Source organism: Chryseobacterium sp. JK1, from assembly GCF_050632815.1.
Taxonomy (GTDB): Bacteria; Bacteroidota; Bacteroidia; order Flavobacteriales; family Weeksellaceae; genus Chryseobacterium.
Window position 1 is genome coordinate 64,527 of sequence record NZ_JBODRU010000002.1, and the last position, 19,231, is coordinate 83,757.

Genomic DNA, 19,231 nt, shown 5'->3' on the forward strand with positions numbered 1-19,231 from the left:
AACTATTTTTTTAATTATTTATCAGATAATGAAAACTTTACAGTCACCGGAAAATGATCTGAAAGCTTTACAGAACGGTCTACTTCATAAGAAAATGCCCGTATATTTTTTGAAGAAAAAACATAATCAATTCTAATCGGAAACTTATAATCGTGAAAAGTAGTTGCACTTCCTTTCCCTGCGGTCACAAAAGCATCATCAAGTTTCTGAGATAAGTGGTAATATTCATAAGAGTTGGGAACAGAATTAAAATCTCCGCCCAAAATAACAGGGTAGGGTGAATTTTCGATGAATTGCTGCAAGAGCTCTACCTGCCCCTGATGCTCTTTGAAGGTAGGAATAAGCATTTTCACAATATCTTTTAGCTTTTCTTCATCATCATTGGAATTTCCGTTAAGTTGAACCATATCTTTTTCAAAATGAAAAGACTGAAGATGAACATCAATGAAACGATATATCTTTCCTTTAATCTCTATATCTGCCTGTAGTCCGGAAATTTTTACATTTCCATCGTACCCTCCCAATACTTTATGGCTGATAATTTTATGCTTAGTCAGCACCGCAAAAAGATCATTGGAATTAACCATATGATATCCTTCAAGCTTATATATCACCGCCCCATCTTCCTGTAAAAGAATGACATCTGCATTCTGAGGTTTAAGATAGGCTTCGATCTTTTTTTTGCCCCATCCACCTGCTCTTGTATTAAAGGAAATGACTTTTATGTCAGGAGTTCCCTTTTTATCAGAAGAATAATTAACCCATCGTTTTACAGGGTTTATAAAAGCCAATCCGGCAAACATAAAGACAAAAGCTCTTTTTTTCCAGCTGAATACCCAAAATACAGTCAGAATAATATACGCGATCATCAATACCGGAAAGCCTAAAGAAAGGAGATTAAACCACGGAAAGATTTTGGGTGGTACATAAGCGTTTAATAAAGTTCCCAATAACAGAAACAATATTCCCAGATGTAGAATCAGCAGTATAAGTCGAAAAATCTTCACAGAATCAGATTAATTAAATCTGTACAGATGCTTTCTCCAGTTTCTCGCCAGAAGCCAGCCTACCAACGCGCCTCCAACGTGAGCTAGATGAGCAATACCTCCTCCATTACCGGAAACTCCAAGGTAAACTGAAATTACCACAATAATAGGAAGAAGATATTTTACTTTCATTGGGACAGGGATAAACATAATTCCAATTTTAGCATCTGGATATAATGTTGCAAATGCAGCTACAACTCCGAAAATAGCTCCGGAAGCACCGACCATAGGAGTATACATAATGGCTTTTAAGCTTCCAATTAACTCTCTCTGCTTAAGGATAGAATCTGCATTTCCGGAAAAATTAACACTTGCACCCGATAAATATGCATTTATATTGAAACCAAGTTCCTGCAATTCATGAGAAATACTCTGAACTTCTACAAAATTCCACGCATTGAAAAGAAAAAAGGCTCCTAAACCACTTGCAAAATAAAGAATCAGATATTTCTTATCTCCTAATGTTTGTTCCAGAATAGGACCAAAACTAAACAGCGTCATCATATTAAACAAAATGTGCATGATACTTCCATGCATAAACATATGAGTAACAATCTGCCATGAGTGAAAATCAGGAGAAAAAGGATAAAAGGCTGCAAAATAGCCGATCATCTGATCTCCCAGTATATAGGTAGCGATGAATACAATAACATTAATGATAATGATATTCCTTGTAATCGGTGGTATATTGTTAAACATATTTTTTAAAATTTGTTTTTTAAATCATTAAACGGAACTTCAAAGAAACACCTTTTACCATCCGGTAGAAATTCCGGGAAGCCTAGTGCTGTAAAGTCTTTGATAACCTGTTCCGCATCTTTTTTATAAATAAAATCGAATCTCGATTTCGACTGCATTTTGTTCCATTGGTTGAGATAATACTGCATAAATTCTTCTTCCGTTTTATATTCCAGGATCTCAAAAAGGTTTTCCAGAAATTTCATGGCCTGGGTTTCTTTCAGACCTTCAGGAAGAGAATCTATCCTCAGTACACTTTCATGAGCAATTTTCATGTCAAACCCTAATTCAGGAAGATATTTTTTGATCGAATTGTACTTATTTTTCTCAATTTCGTTCATATGATACTCCAGAGAAAAAAGAAGAGCATGGCTGTTGGTACTCGATTTTCGGGTAGATTTGTTCGTTTCCGATACCAAAAGTCTGTGCATTCTTCCCAAATCCAGCATCAGCGTAACATCTTCTTTATTAAGAAGCCAGTAGCCATTGGGAAGTCTCATCAGATCTTCATCAAAATCTTCATCTTCAAACAAATTGATCTTTGAAGGTTCTGCGGTAATATTCTGATGATACATTTCCGTAAGGTTTTGAATTTCTTCTGGATGCACTACATTTCTCTCTTCCAGAAACGGATTATAGTCTTTATCAACAATAATTTCTGGCATTTTGATAATGCCTCCACCAATTCCTCCTCCATTTCCTTTACTTGGCATTGGTTTATTCATCATTTCATCCAGTTCCGGATCTCTGTCGAAATCAAGGCTTGGAGAAACATTATAAATTCCTAAAGATCTTTTAATGGTTGAACGAAGCAAAGCAAAAATAAGATGCTCGTCTTCAAATTTCACTTCTGTTTTCTGTGGATGAATATTCACATCGATCTTCTCCGGATCAAGCTCCAGAAAAAGGAAAAACGAAGGTACATATCCTGGTTGAAGAAGTCCTTCAAAAGCTTCCTGAACGGCTTTATTGAAGTATGGACTTCTGAAATATCTTCCATTCACAAAAAGGAACTGCTCTCCTCGTGCTTTCTTTGCTCCTTCAGGCTTCGCAACAAAACCATGAAGCTTACACCAAATAATATCTTCTTTAATAGGAATTAAAAGCGGCTGTAATTTTCTTCCGAAAACATCTACAATACGCTGCATCTGACTTCCTTTTCTCAATCTGAAAACGGCTTCATCATCATGGAACAGGGAAAACTCCAGGTTCTCATGAGCGAGTGCTACCCGTTGAAATTCATCAATTACGTGTCTGAATTCGATATTATTGTTTTTCAGAAACTTTCTTCTTGCAGGAACGTTATAAAAAAGATTTTTGACTAAAAAGTTGGATCCTTCTGCTGTTTGAATCGGATCCTGAAACTGGAAAACTCCACCTTCTATATAAATATTAGTTCCGATGGAGGTGTCTCTCTGTTTTGTTCTCAGCTCAACCTGAGAAACGGCAGCAATAGAAGCCAGTGCCTCGCCCCGAAATCCTTTTGTAGCGATCTTAAAGATATCTTCCGTTCCTTTGATCTTGGAAGTGGCGTGTCTTTCAAATGCCATTCTTGCATCTGTTTCGGACATTCCTTTTCCGTCATCTACTACCTGAATGAGATTTTTTCCGGCATCCCTGATGATCAGTTCAATTTTTGTTGCATCTGCATCTATAGCGTTTTCCAAAAGTTCCTTCACGATGGATGCTGGTCTCTGCACCACCTCTCCCGCTGCAATTTGGTTCGCTACATGATCCGGTAAAAGCTGAATAATATCTGACATAAAAACGTAAATCAACTTACAAAAATAGTCAATGAAAACGGGAATTAAAATAATAAAACCCGGATTTAATATTTAATTATCAACATTTTTACCGTATTTATCCCCATCCGGTTTTTTAATGTTTGTAAAGAAGGGCTTTAGCAGGCCTCTTCATTTGTATGCAAAATATCTATTTTTATGATCCTGAAAAAATAGGGCGAAATAATTATTCTCTGGTCAACTTGAGTTTTCTTTGAAAAAAACACCCTTATTACATCATAAAATAAGGGTGCTCACAGCTAGTTTATACAAAAAATTAATAGTGATGTTTACTCTTAATGAATCACTCTTCAAAAACAAGTTTTCTTTTCTTTTCTCTTTTAGGGATTCCGTGGATCTTTTCATACAGATAGGCAAACAGATTTGGTTTTTTATAAATCCTGTTATATCTGTATTTCGTATTAAAGTGTCGTACATGAATTTTATAGGCGTCATATCCGATCACAATTAAAAGACATATGCTTATAACATAGAACACTCTGAATTCCAGATAGTAATAGGTTAACCCCGAAAATACCGCTCCTAAAACGTAGGCTACCATGATACTTGACAGTAGTTTTGCTCTGCCAATCAGTTCTCCGTTTCTTCTGTATTTTTTCTGGGTAAACATGGATGCCAGAATTCCCAAATCGGTTGTTGTTCCTGTAAGGTGGGTTGTCTTTACCGAGAAATTGGAGATACTCGCCGTTAATCCGTTCTGTAGTCCGGTTGCAAAAAGCATAAGGGCTACCAAATATTCTGTTTCTTCCAGGGTTTTCTGATAATACAACTGTCCATATACTCCTACGAAAAGCAAACATATGATCTCCAAAACAATAGGCATTGCATGAGCAAAATATTTGCTTTTTTTATTGAAATTGATGACAATAAAGTTGGACAGGAAACTTCCGAAAAAGAACAGAAAGATCCACGCTCCTACTACCCCAACCTGCGTCCAGTTTCCTTTACTGATCTCGGCTGCCAGAATAGCATAATGCCCTGTTACGTTGGACGTGAACGAGAGAAATATTAATAGGGATGCAATATTTATAGTACCTGCTGTAAATGCAGTCAGCGTCCCCAATCTGATATTGTCCCCCAATGTTCTGCTGTTACTATAATTCCTTAACATTTTTTATCTTTTTAAAATGATTATATTCTTAGACCTCTACAAAGATCTCTGCCAACCTTCCTCTTTCCGGAAGTTTTTCTCTTACTTCAACACTGATTTCCTGAGACTGAAGTTCTTTGCATTTTTTGATGTAAGGAATAAGATCGAATTTTCCTTTTCCTTTACTTTTTATAGATAACGAATAGTAAGCTTCCTCAATATTCTCTGCTTTTACATACTGATTGAATGTTCTTTGAAAACTCCCTGTAAAAACATCGCAGGTAATTTTGCTGATGAGATGAGAATATTTATTCTTAATGATTCCGTAAGCGTCACAGAACTCAGCTGGTCTGATTTTATTAAAAACCGAGGTTTTGGTGTTGAACAAAAGATCTCTGATGGAATCTCCTGAATCATAGCCTGAGGTTAATAGAATATTATATTGGTTCTGATCTTCCGATGCGTCTTTCTCTTTAAGTATTTTTTTCAATATATTCAATGACTCAAGAGAGTAATCTGTTGCAATTAAAATTGTTTTAGTCATGTTCTTTATTATTTTGTATTGTGTTTATCTTTTTTGATGATACAAAACTAGAACGACCAAATTAGAGAGTCTTTGGAACGGAATTAAAATGTGATTAAAGAGATTAAAATGAGATTAGAAAATTGTTAATAGAAATTAATATGGCGAAAATAAAAACGGTGAAAAAGCAGAAACTGTTTGCTTCAAACACCCAATAAGCATCTGATTTTCAAATTACAAAAGAAAAAAAAAAAAAAAAAAACATTAGTATTCAATAAAAACAGTAATGAGATATTTCTCTTTGAAATGCTGAACTCAGCCTTTCCCTGTTTTTAGCCTTTGGATTCTTCCGCTTTCTGCATACTGTAGAAATTCGGGAAACGCATTTGTACAGTTGTCCCCTGATTTTCATGTGAGCTTACGATCAGTTCACCATGATGCATTCGGACGATATTTCTTGCCAGCGGAAGCCCAATTCCATATCCTTCATAGTTATTGGTATTGGAAGCTCTGAAAAAAGGGTCGTAAATTTTGTTCATTTCCACTTCGGGAATTCCGATACCATTATCTTTTACAATGATATAAACATCGGTGTCTGTAGCGCCCAGGGAAACTTTTACCTGTTGGAAATTAGAATACTTACAACCATTACTGATGATATTGGCCACGGCCAGATGCAGCAGCTGCTCGTTCCCCTGTACTTTTAGTTTTTTTGGATTGTCGGGAAGCATACTGATATCAAGATAGATATTGTTCCTGGAATCTATTCTTCTAAGGGTTTCAATAACATCCCAAAGAAGCTGATCAATTCTCACCTTATCCATTTTCTGGATCTTTCCGTCAAATCCTGTTTGGGCAATCATCAATAACGCTTTGATCTTTTTATCAAGCTTTTCGGCTTCATCCAGAATAATTTCCAGCGTTTCTTTATATTCATCTGCGGTTCTGCTGATGGATAGCGCAACATCTGCTTCTCCCATAATAGAAGTAAGAGGAGTTCTCAACTCATGAGAAACATTTCCGATCAGGTGATTTTGAGTTTCAAAAGAGGTTTCGATGCGATTCAGCATACCGTTGAAGGTATCTACAAGCTCGTTCAGTTCTTTATTATCGGGCTGAGCCTCCAATCTTAAATGAAGATTCTCTGAACTGATTTCCTTCACTTTACCTGTAATTTTCAGAATAGGTCTGAATAATGTTTTAGACAGATAAAAAGAAAAGATCATACTGAAAAATAAAGAAAGCACAATACAGGTGAGCAGTGTTCTTTTTAAGAATCCAAGATAGTAAACCACATAATGATTTTTAGCAGAAGCGATCGCAATATAATCTTTATCCTCATAGCGGAAACTCTGCCCAATGTAGTAGAATTCTTTATCATTATAATTAGACTCTCCTTCTTTCATGATATTCTTGAAGAAGTAATCCGGAATATGAACTTCCTGGGAGATTTTTTTAAAATTGGAATCTGAAGGAACTGCAAAAACATAGTCTTTTTCCATAGGAAGCTCCTCATCATTCATGCTGTTGAGTATATAATTCTCAGGAATGTCGAGGTGATCTTTACCTTTTTCAATCTGAACGATAGTTGCCGTCCTGATCTTCAGCAGTTCATAAAATCTTTGATGCGAAAAATTAACAATAGAGAAATAGACCAAACCACTGAACAGGAGAATAATGGCGGTAAAAACCAACATTAAAAGCACCATTGTTTTGGTCTGATTTGTAATAACTCTATTAAACATTTTCTAGTTCTTTTTTAATACATACCCCATTCCTATCACTGTATGAATCAGCTTATTATCATCCTGACTATCTAGTTTTTTCCTTAAATAATTTACGTAAACATCTACAACATTGGTACCCAATTCATAGTTCACTCCCCATACAGCATCTAAAATTTCTGCTCTGGAGATTACCTTCTCCGGATTGTTCAGGAAGTACATCAACAGTTTGTATTCTGTAGAGGTCAGTGAAATATCTTCTCCGCCTCGGGTTACTTTTTTGGTATAATCATTTACTGTAAGATCAGAAAACTGAAGTACATCATCATTACTGGATTCCGGTTCTACAGATTCCTGAGGACCGTTATTGTGACTTCTTCTCAACAGAGATTTTACGCGGGCTACCAGTTCAATAAATTTAAAAGGTTTCACCAGATAGTCATCTCCACCACTTTCTAATCCAAGAACAATATTTTCTGAAGTCCCCAAAGCGGTCAGGAACAGAATCGGAACACTCTGATTGGTTTTCCTTATTTCTTTACATACATCCAGCCCGTTCATTTCCGGCAGCATGATATCGAGAATAACCAGATCAAAATCATTACCCTGCACCAGCTGTACGCCCGTACGCCCATCAAAAGCTACAGATACTTCGTATCCGCTTTCCTGAAGTCCCTTCTTGATAAAAGATACTACACTGGTTTCGTCTTCGATAAGTATAATTTTTTTCATAAATGAAATAAGGAATTTCACAAAAATAGGGATTTTTTCTTGGGGAGAAAAGGGAAGCTAAAAGGACGGAATAGAGAAGTGATAAAATGCTTCCCATTTGTGATCTTATTCTCTGTCTAATAATAAATTTCAATGAATTGATTCTCTTCTATACCCAAACTCTATAGAATAATATTACCTTTGTTTTTATTATAATGGTGAAAAAATAATCCCGGTTAAATTACACACAATATGAATGACTTTTTAATAGGTATCGGTAAGAGATTAAAGGATATTAGAAAAAAGAATAATTTAACCATTAACGAATTGGCATTCAAGGCAAACGTAAGCAATGGTCTTGTTTCCCGTATCGAGAACGGAAGAACCATTCCTTCACTTCCTGTTTTATTAGATCTGATTCAGTCACTTGAGATCGATGCCAGTTATTTTTTCGAAGGAGTTGAGAAAAAATCCAACGCCAAATTCATCTATGTTCCGAAAGAAAGCCAGCAGGTTATCGAAAAGGAAGTAGAAGCTGAAGGCTTTAAGTATATGCATATCTTCAGTAAGAGTCTTCATTCTTTAGGTTTTGAAGCTGTTCTGCTTACTCTCGAACCGAATTCTAAAAGAGAAAAGGTTATTACGGATGCCTGGGAATTTAAATATATCCTGAAAGGAGAGGTGAAATATGTGATTGATAATGAAGAAATTATCTTAAAAGAAGGTGATTCTTTGTATTTCAACGGAAAATTCCCTCACGTTCCGGTAAGCATCAGTGATGAAAGCTGTGTGATGCTTGTTCTTTATTTTTATACGGCTTAATTATATCTTTTTTTACGCAAAGATTTTTATTATTTATACTTCCTATTTTAAGGAGCAAAGGTTGGAATCAATTCCATTGATTCTTTCTAAGCGTATGCATCATAATCACGCTTCATCAACGACAACGTCGCAATCTTTGCATCCTCATAATATATCCTGTGATTTATTAAACTGTGCATTTAAATAATCATCTTATTTTTATGCCGTTCATCAATTTTTGATTTTCCGAAACGCACAAAAGTTTACAAATATGCAACTTTTGATTTTCCATTTTCTTCCAAGATGAACGAAATATGAACCAAAACAGGCCAATTTTCAACTCATTTCAGTTCCTTTTATTTATTGTAAATATGTACTAAAAACGTTGAGACAGCTACTTCAAGCCCTATTTTATCGAATTTTCAGAGGATAACTTCAATTGGTTGTAAAGTAAAAAAGATGTAACAAATCTGGATTATTTGTTAAACAATACTTAACACGAAATATTTATATATATTAAAATTATTGGCGTGATTTGCATAAAAAATTTAATATATGTAAAAATGAAAACAAAATTAGAGAAATTACTTACCCTTGTTTTTACCTGTTTCATAGTTTTTGTTTCAGCGCAAAAACAGTTAATTATAGGAACTGTTCTTGACGACAGCCAGCCTCTCCCCGGGGCTACAGTCAAAATAAAAGGCTTATCTAAAAATATAACGACTGATATTGAGGGGAAATTCACCATCAACGATATTAAAGAAGGTTCATACATATTACAAATCAGCTATATAGGTTATGAATCAGCAGACATTACGATTGATCTGAAACCTGAACAAACAATTGATTTAGGTATCATTAAACTTTCCCAGCCCCGAAAAAATATTGAGGAAGTAGTGGTTACCGGAACGTTGAAAAATACCGAAGCAAGAGCTTTAAATATTCAGAAAAATGCCATCAACATTACCAATGTAATCGCCTCAGACGGCATTGGGAAATTACCGGATAGAAATGCCGCAGAGACTGTACAGCGTGTGCAGGGAGTTTCTATTGAAAGAGACCAGGGGGAAGGGAGATTTGTTTCCCTGCGAGGGCTTCCGCCATTCTGGGCATCCACAACCATTAATGGGAACAGGCTTCCCACCGCGGAGGAAGAAACAACTTCCAGAGCCACAGCATTCGACTTCTTTCCTACAGAACTGATCTCGTATGTACATGTAAACAAGTCTTTTACTCCAGATATGGAAGCAGACGGAATTGGAGGCGGTGTCAATTTCATCACCAAAACACCACCAATGAAGACAGAATTCAAAGCAACGATTGGAAGCGGATATAATGCAAAAGCTGACAAAGGCGTTTACAACCTTGGATTTTTATATGGTGGAAGAACAAAGGATAAAAAATTCGGATACCTGTTCAATTTTGCCCATTTCATTAGAAACTGGTCTACGGATAATTTTGAGGCGAGAAGAAGTGGTGATGAAGGAGTTTTCAGACTGGAACTTCGTGATTATAACGGGGTCAGAAAAACAACAGGAATCAATACGGCTTTTGAGTATGTACTGTCTCCAAAAACAACCTTCTATTTAAAAGGAATGTATGGCACATTATCAGATGACGAGACACATTATAAACACAGAATCCGTTTTGATAAATTCAGCAGTGCTAATAATACAGCAAGAGTAGAGCTTCAGAATATTCACAACTTACTGATAACGGAGCTTACTTCTATTTCCCTGGGAGCGGTTCATCAATTAAATAAAGGAAAGATCGACTGGGACTTGTCGTACTATGATAATCAATTCAAGTATGGAAATATCCCTGATAAACAGAACAATTCTTATTATGTCATCAAATACACGCAATCCGGTGTAGGCATTAACCCTGATTATATTTCAGATCATGGCAATGGTCCGAGAGCTTACTGGAAAGCAGATGGAGGAAAATTAGATTATAAAAACCCGGATGCATTATTTGGTTTTTACAGCGATCCGAATTTTAAAATGGATGCTTCTCAGATGAGATTTACAGATCTTGAATTCTATAAGGTATTTGTAGAAGAAAAGGATAAGATTGTAGCAGCATTCAACCACGAAATCAATGCTTCTGATAAGCTGAGCTTAAAGTATGGTTTTAAATACAGAGATAAGGAGCGTAATGCAAAATTCTCCGATATCTTCTACAACTGGAGCAGCGGAACAGCGCCTCTTCTGTCTGATTTTTCCCAATATATCACAACCCAACCCAACGGACCAAAATATTTAAGTGAAATGAATGCACACATTGGGAATACATTCGGGCCGGTACTTTCTACCAATGGAATGAATCAGTTCTGGTATCAGAATCAGGGAAATTTAAAGATCAATCCTGCAGATTCCGAAGCATTGGAATATAATAAGGCATTAGGAAGAAACTTTGATGTGTTTGAAAAACACGCAGATGCTTATGGGATGGCTACCTATAAACTGAATGAGAAGATCATCATTTTAGGAGGAATCAGATTATCAAATACCAATACCAAAGTAAGAGGATATAGCGTGAATGATAATGTACTGACCCCGGTAGAAAATACCAAAAACTATCTGGCGGTTCTTCCAATGATTCATTTAAAATATACACTGAATGATAAAGCCAATCTTCGTTTTGCTGCAACAAGAACTTTCTCAAGACCGAATTTTGGTGATCTGACTCCGGGAGGAACTTATATTGAAGCAGATAACGAGTTCAAAGGTGGAAATCCAAACCTTAATCCTACGTATTCTTTGAATTTTGACCTGATGGGAGAATATTATTTTCCCAATGTAGGAATTCTGAGTGGTGGTGTTTTCTATAAATCAATTACAGATCCTATTTTCCAGGATTCTTTTATCGGAAACTATAACGGCATTACCGGCGTACAGTTTACAGCGCCCAACAACGGAAAAGCAGCATGGCTTGGAGGGATTGAATTGGGAATTAACAAAAGATTTGATTTCCTGCCAGGGTTTCTTCAATATTTCGGAGTACAGCTGAATGCCACCTTTATGACTTCAGAAATGGAAAAGCCAAGCGGAAGAACGGTTGCTCTACCCTACCAGGCAAAAGAACTGTACAATGCACAGCTTTTCTTTGAGAAAAAAGGATTTAATGCAAGACTGGCTTACAACTACAAAGGAAAATATGCTGTAGAATACGCTGAAGAGGACATCAATGATTCTTATTATGGTAAATACAGCAATCTGGACTTCGGAGGTTCTTACCAGTTTACCAAATATCTGACTTTGTATGCGGATGTGAACAATATTCTGAACAAGCCTCTGATCTATCACTTCGGCAAAAGCGAAGACCGTCCGGAACAGGTGGAATATTATGGGGTACGATTCAATCTAGGAATAAAACTGAACTTCTAAACCATAATTATGGCCAGAACCATTAATAAAAAAACACTAGTAACACTGAAGGCTGCCTTTGCTGCTTTCGGTGTTTACTTCTGCATGTACGGCTTCAGGAAACCTTTTACCGTAGCATCTTTTGAAGGACTCTCCTATTTCGGAGTTGATTATAAGATTCTGATTATCATTGCTCAGGCAGTAGGATATTTTATCTCAAAATTCATTGGAATCAAATTTATTTCTGAGCTGAAACCTCAGAAAAGAATTACTTATCTTTTTACTTTCATTACTATTGCCGAGCTTGCCTTGTTGGGATTTGCAGCCGTTCCTGCTCCTTACAATATTCTATTTATGTTTATCAACGGTATTCCACTGGGAATGATATGGGGAATTGTTTTCTCTTATATTGAAGGGCGAAAAACCACGGAAATCATTGGACTTTTTCTATGTTCAAGCTTTGTGGTTTCTTCAGGATTTACAAAATCTGTAGGAAAATTTTTAATGGATACATGCTCCGTTTCAGAATTTTGGATGCCGTTCTCAGCAGGACTTGTTTTCATTATTCCACTGATTCTTTTCGGATTACTTCTTGAAGGAATCCCTAAACCTTCGGAAGAAGATATTTTGCTTAAAAACAAGCGACAGCCCTTGAATGGTGTAGAAAGAAAAGCTTTGATCCAACAGTTTTTTATACCCATCGTTTGTATCATCTTTTTATATATCAGTTTAACAGTTTTAAGGGATTTCAGAGATAATTTCAGCCGTGAAATCTGGGATGGGCTGAACTTCACTTTCGACAGTTCCATTTTTACTTTAACGGAAATTCCTATTGCCGTAATGGTTCTGGTAATTTTAAGTTGTATGGTGAAAGTGAAAAACAATAAAAAGGCATTTGCCTACTATCATTATATTCTTTTTGTAGGAATTCTTACGGTAGGGCTTTCTACTTATCTGTTTCAGCAGGGTTCTCTGTCCCCTTTTTTATGGATGACAATTTCCGGTTTTGGAATGTACATTTGCTATATTCCTTTCAACGGAATTTATTTTGACCGGATGATCGCCGCTTTTGAAATCAAAGGAAATGTAGGTTTCCTGATCTATATAGTAGACTCTTTCGGTTATCTGGGAAGTGTTCTTATTCTGTTGTATAAAAACTTCGGTTCGGCTCAGACTTCTTGGTTACATTTTTATATCAATTTAAATTATATCATCACCATTACGGTTTTCGTTCTTTCGGTGATTGCTTTTCTGGCTTTCAAAAAAAAGTCAAAACCCAAATCTAACTCTAATCAATTCATCAATTTCGATACGTCGAAAATTTTATAAATTATAGTACAATGACAACAAAATTTGATTTAATCGTTGTAGGAGGTGGAATTTTAGGAACATTCCATGCTTATCATGCGCTGAAAAAAAACCTTAAGGTGGCTTTACTGGAAAGGAATTCTGTCCCTCAGGGAGCCACAGTAAGGAATTTCGGACAAGTAGTTCCTTCCGGAATGGATCTTAAATGGCAGAATTTCGGAAGAGAAAGTCTGAAGATATACAATGAACTTCACAATCAGGCAGACCTTACCATCAGGCAAAACGGTTCTGTATATATTGCTTCAAATGATGAAGAGCTTCAACTGATTGAAGAGCTTTATGAAATCAACAGAAATAATGAATATGAGTCTGTTTTATTTTCCAAAAACGACTGCATCAAAAAATTTGACGGCCTTCGCTCTGATTACTGCAAGGGAGGTCTCTTTTTTCCGCAGGAACTTTCAGTAGATTCTGCAGATATGATTGTAAAACTTCATAAGCTGCTTCAGGAAAAAATGGGCTTACAGATTTTCTATAATACAACGGTTCTTGAAACCAATGAAGATGATCAGAAATGTACTGCTGTAACTGCTGACGGAACAGAATTTAACGCTTCCAAAATCATTATATGCGGTGGGCATGAGTTCAAAACATTATATCCTAAAGTATTCAATGACAGCGATCTGGAAGTAAGTAAACTGCAGATGCTTCAGACCAAGCTACAAGGGATCTATTCTCTTCAGGGGAATATTCTTACAGGTCTTTCTGTAAGACGATATGAATCATTCAGCGAATGCCCTTCTTTCCAGAAAATCAAGGCTTTAGAAGATCCCAATTCGTTTGAAAAGAAATACGGAGTTCATATTTTATTCAAACAGGCTCTTGACGGTTCTGTGATCATAGGAGATTCTCATGAATATGCGGATGCCAAAAATGCAGATGATCTTGGATATGATCTTAATATGGAGATTGATGAATTCATGATCCATGAGGCTAAAAAAATCATTGATCTTCCTACCTATGAAATTCAGAGAAGATGGTTTGGGATCTATTCCCAGTGCAAAACGAAAGATATTTTTGAGCACAGCCCATCTGCCAATATTCATATTGTAACGGGTATCGGAGGAAAAGGAATGACAGGAAGCGGTGGCTTTTCTAAGTTTAATATTGAAAAAATTTACGCATAACATTTACATGAAAAATATAGAATTACTCGTTCTGGATATGGCCGGAACAACGATTGATGAGGATAATGTAGTCTACAAAACGCTTACCAATGCTGTGAATGATTACGGCTATGTAGTAAGCCTGGAAAAGGTATTATCCAGCTGTGCCGGAATGGAAAAACTGGAAGCCATCACAAGTCTTTTAAAAGAAATCAATGGGAACCAGGACGATGCCACTGCCATTTTTGAGAATTTTTCTGATCAGCTGAAAGAATCTTACAAAAATCTTGAAGTAAAACCCATCAACGGAACTGAAGATTTTCTTCTCAGCATGAAATCTCAAAACAAGAAGATCGTTTTAAATACAGGGTATACAGCAGAAATTGCTCACCAACTTTTAAATAAACTGAACTGGAAAGAAAGCATTCATTTTGACGCTTTAATTACGGCAGATGATGTTTCTGCAAGCCGTCCTAGTCCTGAGATGATCCATCTTGCGATGAAGAAATTCAATATCACAGAAGCCAGTAAAGTTTTAAAAGCAGGAGATTCTGTTATTGATATTGAAGAGGGCAAAAATGCAGGTTGTGGACTGACAGTAGCGGTTCTTTCCGGAGCCCAAACCCAATCAGAACTTGAAAAAGCAGCACCGGATTATATTCTGAATACGATTTCTGAAGCGGAAGGTATTCTTTAACCTCTTTTTCATCATATTTTTTTAATACTTCTTGACACAAATGTTTTCATGGATCTTCTCATTGGAAATGTTTGTGTTTTTACCACCCCGTCAAATTATAAATTTGACACCCCTCCGGAGGAGGGGAATATCGTACGTTTGATTGAATATTTTTCAAAAATCGGAAATATTCGGATGTTATTGTGAACTTTATATTCAGAGCTTGTCACTTAACATAAGCAGAGTCATTTTTCTTTTGTGACTTTTGTGGTTAACCTCTAAGCTTTTCATGTGATCTTTTTAATTATCGATTAATTAACTTTCAGTTTACAAATATTTACAAATAGTAAACTAATTTTACAGTAGTTAAAAATAAATTACTATTTGTAAACTTTTACAATTCAAAAACCTTATTTCCCCATGAAAGCAAAACTATTATCAATGGCTGTTGTAATGAGCTGTTTCCTTGGAGCTCAGACCAAAAAAGTTCTTTTTATCGGTATTGACGGATGCCGTGCAGACGTAATGATGTCTACCTCTATTCCTAATATCCAAAACCTTATCAATCAATCCATTTACTCTATTGATGGCCTTTGCGCTGCCACTACCTGGAGCGGAAACGGATGGAGCACCATGCTTACCGGGGTATGGCATACGAAACACAATGTTCAGGACAATAGCTTCACCAGTCCGAACTTTGCCAATTACCCTGACTTTCTTACAAGGGCAGAAACTTACAATCCGAATCTGAGAACGATTTCTCTGGCAAACTGGGCGCCAATCAATGATAAAATTGTACAGAGTGCAGATGTAAAGACCAATCTGGCAACGGATCTAGCAGTAAAAAATGCAGCGGTAAGTGCATTGCAGAATGACAATCCTGATATTCTTTTTGTAGATTTTGATGATGTAGACCATGCCGGGCATTCTTATGGTTTTGCATCCAATATTCCTCAGTATGTATCTTCTATTCAGACTACGGATTCTTATATCGGAGAAATTGTAACTGCCATGAAAAACAGGCCTTCTTATAACAACGAAGACTGGCTGGTGGTTCTTACTACAGACCACGGAGCGGTAGACACTTCTCATGGTGGCGGAAATCTTTCTGAAAGGAATATTTTTACCATCTACTCCAATCCCGGATTTGTTCCTCAGCAGATCAGTAAAACGGTTCTGGAATCTAATAAAACATTTAATCAGCTAAGCTTTCCTGCAGGTACTTATGCAAAGCCTGCTAATCAGGCTCCTTTTAATTTTGGAGCGAATCAGGATTTCACCATTGAATTTTGGGTAAAGCCCAATGTTTCTTATTCCAGCGATCCAGTCATGATAGGTAATAAAAACTGGGCCAATGGAAAAAATAAGGGTCTTGTGATCTCGGGATATTCCGGGCAGACTTTTAAGATGAATATAGGTGACGGAACCAACAGAATTGACCTCGTGGGCGGAAAAGTAGAAACCAGTAAATGGAAACATATTGCAGCCAGTTTTGACAGAGATGGTCTTGTAACGCTGTATGAAGATGGTGTTCCGGTTACTTTTGCCAAAATGAATACTATCGGAAATATTGATTCCGGGCTTCCTTTCACTCTTAATCAGGACGGGACCAATACCTATGGAGTAAATCTTGCAGCATCTTACAAAGATATCAGAATCTGGAAAGCTGCTCTTCCCAACGATATTCTCGTGAATTGGGCCAATCAGGATATCACTCCTTCCCATCCTTACTATTCTCAGCTGGTTGCCAATTGGAGATGTAACGAAACTTCTGGAAATACATTGGCAGATTCTGGTCCAAATGCGAATAATATGACAGTAACAGGTTCTCCGGCTTATAATGCGAATACTGTGAACAACTTTAAGCTGTATGATTATACCTCAACAACGAGAGAAACAGACCACTTTCCTACCGTGCTGAACTGGCTTTGCATTCCTGTAGAAAATTCCTGGGGAATAGACGGAATCAACAGAATCCCTGTATGCACCAACAGTGTTTTATCTGCCAAAGAAGTAAAAACAAAGACTGAACATTTCAACTTATATCCCAATCCTGCATCAACAAGCATAGGAATTCAATATACTACTGATAATAAGGAAATTAAAGCAGAAATTATTGATACAAAAGGAGCTCTTATTTCAACGTACCATCTGAAATCCGCAAAAGGATATTATGATGAACAACTGAATATTGAAAATCTTCCGGCAGGAATGTATTTCCTTAAAATTACCGGAAACACGAAATCACTTACAAAGACATTTATCAAGAAGTAAAATAGTAAAGCAATTAGATTTTAATTTGGATATTAGAACAAGGGTTTTCATCCGAGTTCTAATATCTTTTTTTATTAAAGGTGAAAGTCGATCTCCATTTGTACATCCGCACGATCGTAGTCTGCATGACTTACAGGAGTATGTTGAAAGCCAAGTTTTTCATAAAGTTTTATAGCAGGTACCAGAATAGAATTGGTCACTAAAAACACTTTTCCTGCCTTCATATCTCTGGCTTTTTCAACTAAAGTCTTCCCTAGAAGATAACCCAATTTTTTACCCTGAGCTTTAGGACTTACCGCCATTTTTGAAAGTTCAAAAGTAAGAGGATGATCTTCTGTTTTTACTAAGGCACACGTTCCTACTACTTCTCCGCTCAGTAAGGCAAAAGCAATATATCCACCTTTCGCAAGAATCTCTTCCTCAGGATGATCTAGCAGCTTATAATCACCAGGTTCCATCACAAAAAAAGTTTTGATCCATTCTTCATTGAGGTTTTTAAAGGCTTCTTTATATTGAGGTTCATACGCTACTATCTTGACTTCATTATTGATATCATTCATTACATTAAAGTTTATTACATTCTGTTTTTAATCATTTTCCCCAGTTTTTCAAGGTCGCTTTCTACGCGGTCTGTCCATTCCAGGGCATAATTCAGCCGCATACAGTTCTGATACTGATTGTACTGTGAAAACATTCTTCCCGGAGCAAAGTTTACTTTCTGGCTAACAGCCTCATCGTAAAGATCTTCTGTGCAAATTCTTTTATCAAGCTCCAGCCACAGCATAAAGCCTCCTTTGGGTTCTGAAATTTTGGTATTGTCCGGAAAATAATCAATGACCGACTTCTGAATCTGAAGATAATTGGCAAAGAGTTTTTTTCTGAACATTCTCAAATGATGATCATAGCGCCCATGGGCAAGAAAATCTGCAATGACATCTGAAAATAAAGACGGCCCGGAAACGGTTTGAACAATTTTCTGACGAATAATCTTTTCTTTAAATTTCCCGGGAGCTACCCATCCTACTCTAAAACCGGGCGCCAATGTTTTGGAAACAGATCCAGTCCACATTACAATTCCTGCCTCATCATAAAACTTACATGGTTTTGGTCTTGCTGCCCCGAAATAAATATTACCGTAAACATCATCTTCAATAAGAGGAACATTATACTCAGTAAGCATTTTTACCAGTTCTTTTTTGTTCTCATCAGGCATCTGGAATCCCAGTGGATTATTATAGTTTACAACGAAACAACATGCAGAAAGCTTTGGAAGCACCTTTTTTAAGGCGTCCAAATCTACTCCATAAATAGGATGAGTAGGAATTTCCACCGCTTTTAGCCCCAATAACTGAATTGCCTGAAGAATCCCAAAATACACCGGGCTTTCTACGGCAACTGAATCTCCGGGTTCTGTAACAGCCATCAGGCAATTGTACACCGCATTCATAGCTCCGGATGTAACCACCAGATCTTCTTCTGTAATTTTACCTTCCATTACGATAGACCATTTGGCAATTTCGCGGCGAAGCATTTCGTTTCCCTGTACCGGCTCATAGTTTGTTCCACTGTCACCTTTCCTTTTGATTACATCAATCATGCATTTTTTCATCTTTGCCACCGGAAGAAGGCTTTTTCCGGGAACTCCCAATCCAAACTGCGTGATATCTGTTCCTCCAATCACTCCAAATACTTTATCAATAAGGTCCTGTGGTGTATTTTTACCTTCAGAATCTTTTATTTTGGCTACAGATGGGAGGGCCAGTTTTCTTTGAGAAGTCTGACTTACATAATATCCGTATTTGGGACGCGATTCTACAAGAGATCGGCTTTCCAATTCCATATAGGCCTGCTTAATGGTATTCAGGCTTACATTATATAGTTTTTGGGCGCTTCTCAGTGAAGGCAGCCTGTCTCCAAACTGTAATGTTTCGCTTTTGATCTGCTCTGTGACAGAGTTGGCTATTTTAAGATACAGAACATCCTTAGACATTGAATGATGGTTTT

The 19,231-nt window shown here is 36.7% G+C and carries 15 protein-coding genes; 6 read left to right on the forward strand and 9 right to left on the reverse strand.

From position 1 onward, the window contains the following. Window positions 1–14: 14 nt before the first annotated feature. The 7 genes from ACQ76T_RS13250 to ACQ76T_RS13280 all read right to left on the reverse strand — a co-directional run bounded on the left by ACQ76T_RS13250 (window position 15) and on the right by ACQ76T_RS13280 (window position 7,655). A complete protein-coding gene (locus tag ACQ76T_RS13250; protein ID WP_431343788.1) occupies window positions 15–1,007 on the reverse strand; it encodes an endonuclease/exonuclease/phosphatase family protein in 993 nt (330 codons plus the stop codon). A 9-nt stretch (window positions 1,008–1,016) separates the two neighbouring features. Beyond that, window positions 1,017–1,745: a rhomboid family intramembrane serine protease gene (locus ACQ76T_RS13255; protein ID WP_431343789.1), complete on the reverse strand. Its 729-nt coding sequence runs from the start codon at window positions 1,743–1,745 to the stop codon at window positions 1,017–1,019. 5 nt (window positions 1,746–1,750) lie between these two features. Then, a complete protein-coding gene (gene mutL, locus ACQ76T_RS13260; RefSeq protein ID WP_431343790.1) occupies window positions 1,751–3,547 on the reverse strand; it encodes a DNA mismatch repair endonuclease MutL in 1,797 nt (598 codons plus the stop codon). A gap of 322 nt (window positions 3,548–3,869) precedes the next feature. After that, entirely contained in the window at window positions 3,870–4,697 is an 828-nt protein-coding gene (locus ACQ76T_RS13265) for a YoaK family protein (protein ID WP_431343791.1), read from the reverse strand. Window positions 4,698–4,725: 28 nt separating this feature from the next. After that, window positions 4,726–5,220 (reverse strand): hypothetical protein, encoded by a 495-nt coding sequence (locus tag ACQ76T_RS13270; protein WP_431343792.1) that lies wholly within the window; start codon window positions 5,218–5,220, stop codon window positions 4,726–4,728. A gap of 311 nt (window positions 5,221–5,531) precedes the next feature. Continuing rightward, the gene (locus ACQ76T_RS13275; RefSeq protein WP_431343793.1) at window positions 5,532–6,944 is read right to left on the reverse strand and encodes an ATP-binding protein; all 1,413 of its coding nucleotides are present in this window, start codon (window positions 6,942–6,944) and stop codon (window positions 5,532–5,534) included. A 3-nt stretch (window positions 6,945–6,947) separates the two neighbouring features. Next, the gene (locus ACQ76T_RS13280) at window positions 6,948–7,655 is read right to left on the reverse strand and encodes a response regulator transcription factor (protein ID WP_431343794.1); all 708 of its coding nucleotides are present in this window, start codon (window positions 7,653–7,655) and stop codon (window positions 6,948–6,950) included. Window positions 7,656–7,886: 231 nt separating this feature from the next. Between ACQ76T_RS13280 and ACQ76T_RS13285 the strand changes: the two genes are divergently transcribed. The 6 genes from ACQ76T_RS13285 (at window position 7,887) to ACQ76T_RS13310 (ending at window position 17,227) form a co-directional block, all read left to right on the forward strand. Then, a complete protein-coding gene (locus tag ACQ76T_RS13285) occupies window positions 7,887–8,456 on the forward strand; it encodes a helix-turn-helix domain-containing protein (RefSeq protein WP_079243618.1) in 570 nt (189 codons plus the stop codon). 542 nt (window positions 8,457–8,998) lie between these two features. Next, complete coding sequence (locus ACQ76T_RS13290; protein WP_431343795.1) at window positions 8,999–11,824, forward strand: TonB-dependent receptor; 2,826 nt, start codon at window positions 8,999–9,001, stop codon at window positions 11,822–11,824. A gap of 9 nt (window positions 11,825–11,833) precedes the next feature. After that, complete coding sequence (locus ACQ76T_RS13295; protein ID WP_431343796.1) at window positions 11,834–13,132, forward strand: DUF5690 family protein; 1,299 nt, start codon at window positions 11,834–11,836, stop codon at window positions 13,130–13,132. Window positions 13,133–13,143: 11 nt separating this feature from the next. Next, window positions 13,144–14,298 carry a TIGR03364 family FAD-dependent oxidoreductase gene (locus ACQ76T_RS13300; RefSeq protein WP_431343797.1) on the forward strand — a complete coding sequence of 385 codons (1,155 nt, stop codon included), beginning with the start codon at window positions 13,144–13,146 and terminating at the stop codon, window positions 14,296–14,298. A 7-nt stretch (window positions 14,299–14,305) separates the two neighbouring features. After that, complete coding sequence (locus ACQ76T_RS13305; RefSeq protein ID WP_431343798.1) at window positions 14,306–14,974, forward strand: HAD-IA family hydrolase; 669 nt, start codon at window positions 14,306–14,308, stop codon at window positions 14,972–14,974. 399 nt (window positions 14,975–15,373) lie between these two features. Further along, window positions 15,374–17,227, forward strand: coding sequence for an alkaline phosphatase family protein (locus ACQ76T_RS13310; RefSeq protein WP_431343799.1), 1,854 nt, complete (start codon window positions 15,374–15,376; stop codon window positions 17,225–17,227). A 74-nt stretch (window positions 17,228–17,301) separates the two neighbouring features. Here the strand turns inward: ACQ76T_RS13310 and ACQ76T_RS13315 are convergent, their stop codons facing one another. Together ACQ76T_RS13315 and ACQ76T_RS13320 are read right to left on the reverse strand one after the other, a co-directional pair. Continuing rightward, window positions 17,302–17,787: a GNAT family N-acetyltransferase gene (locus ACQ76T_RS13315; RefSeq protein ID WP_431343800.1), complete on the reverse strand. Its 486-nt coding sequence runs from the start codon at window positions 17,785–17,787 to the stop codon at window positions 17,302–17,304. Window positions 17,788–17,801: 14 nt separating this feature from the next. Then, window positions 17,802–19,217 (reverse strand): PLP-dependent aminotransferase family protein, encoded by a 1,416-nt coding sequence (locus ACQ76T_RS13320; protein WP_431343801.1) that lies wholly within the window; start codon window positions 19,215–19,217, stop codon window positions 17,802–17,804. Between the last annotated feature and the right edge of the window lie 14 nt (window positions 19,218–19,231).

Coding starts and splice junctions, on each gene's coding strand:
- ACQ76T_RS13270 (WP_431343792.1), bottom strand. CDS start 5,220: ATGACTAAAACAATTTTAATTGCAACAGATTACTCTCTTGAGTCATTG.
- ACQ76T_RS13320 (WP_431343801.1), bottom strand. CDS start 19,217: ATGTCTAAGGATGTTCTGTATCTTAAAATAGCCAACTCTGTCACAGAG.
- ACQ76T_RS13310 (WP_431343799.1), top strand. CDS start 15,374: ATGAAAGCAAAACTATTATCAATGGCTGTTGTAATGAGCTGTTTCCTT.
- ACQ76T_RS13285 (WP_079243618.1), top strand. CDS start 7,887: ATGAATGACTTTTTAATAGGTATCGGTAAGAGATTAAAGGATATTAGA.
- ACQ76T_RS13265 (WP_431343791.1), bottom strand. CDS start 4,697: ATGTTAAGGAATTATAGTAACAGCAGAACATTGGGGGACAATATCAGA.
- ACQ76T_RS13290 (WP_431343795.1), top strand. CDS start 8,999: ATGAAAACAAAATTAGAGAAATTACTTACCCTTGTTTTTACCTGTTTC.
- ACQ76T_RS13305 (WP_431343798.1), top strand. CDS start 14,306: ATGAAAAATATAGAATTACTCGTTCTGGATATGGCCGGAACAACGATT.
- ACQ76T_RS13275 (WP_431343793.1), bottom strand. CDS start 6,944: ATGTTTAATAGAGTTATTACAAATCAGACCAAAACAATGGTGCTTTTA.
- ACQ76T_RS13315 (WP_431343800.1), bottom strand. CDS start 17,787: ATGAATGATATCAATAATGAAGTCAAGATAGTAGCGTATGAACCTCAA.
- ACQ76T_RS13300 (WP_431343797.1), top strand. CDS start 13,144: ATGACAACAAAATTTGATTTAATCGTTGTAGGAGGTGGAATTTTAGGA.
- ACQ76T_RS13255 (WP_431343789.1), bottom strand. CDS start 1,745: ATGTTTAACAATATACCACCGATTACAAGGAATATCATTATCATTAAT.
- ACQ76T_RS13280 (WP_431343794.1), bottom strand. CDS start 7,655: ATGAAAAAAATTATACTTATCGAAGACGAAACCAGTGTAGTATCTTTT.
- mutL (WP_431343790.1), bottom strand. CDS start 3,547: ATGTCAGATATTATTCAGCTTTTACCGGATCATGTAGCGAACCAAATT.
- ACQ76T_RS13295 (WP_431343796.1), top strand. CDS start 11,834: ATGGCCAGAACCATTAATAAAAAAACACTAGTAACACTGAAGGCTGCC.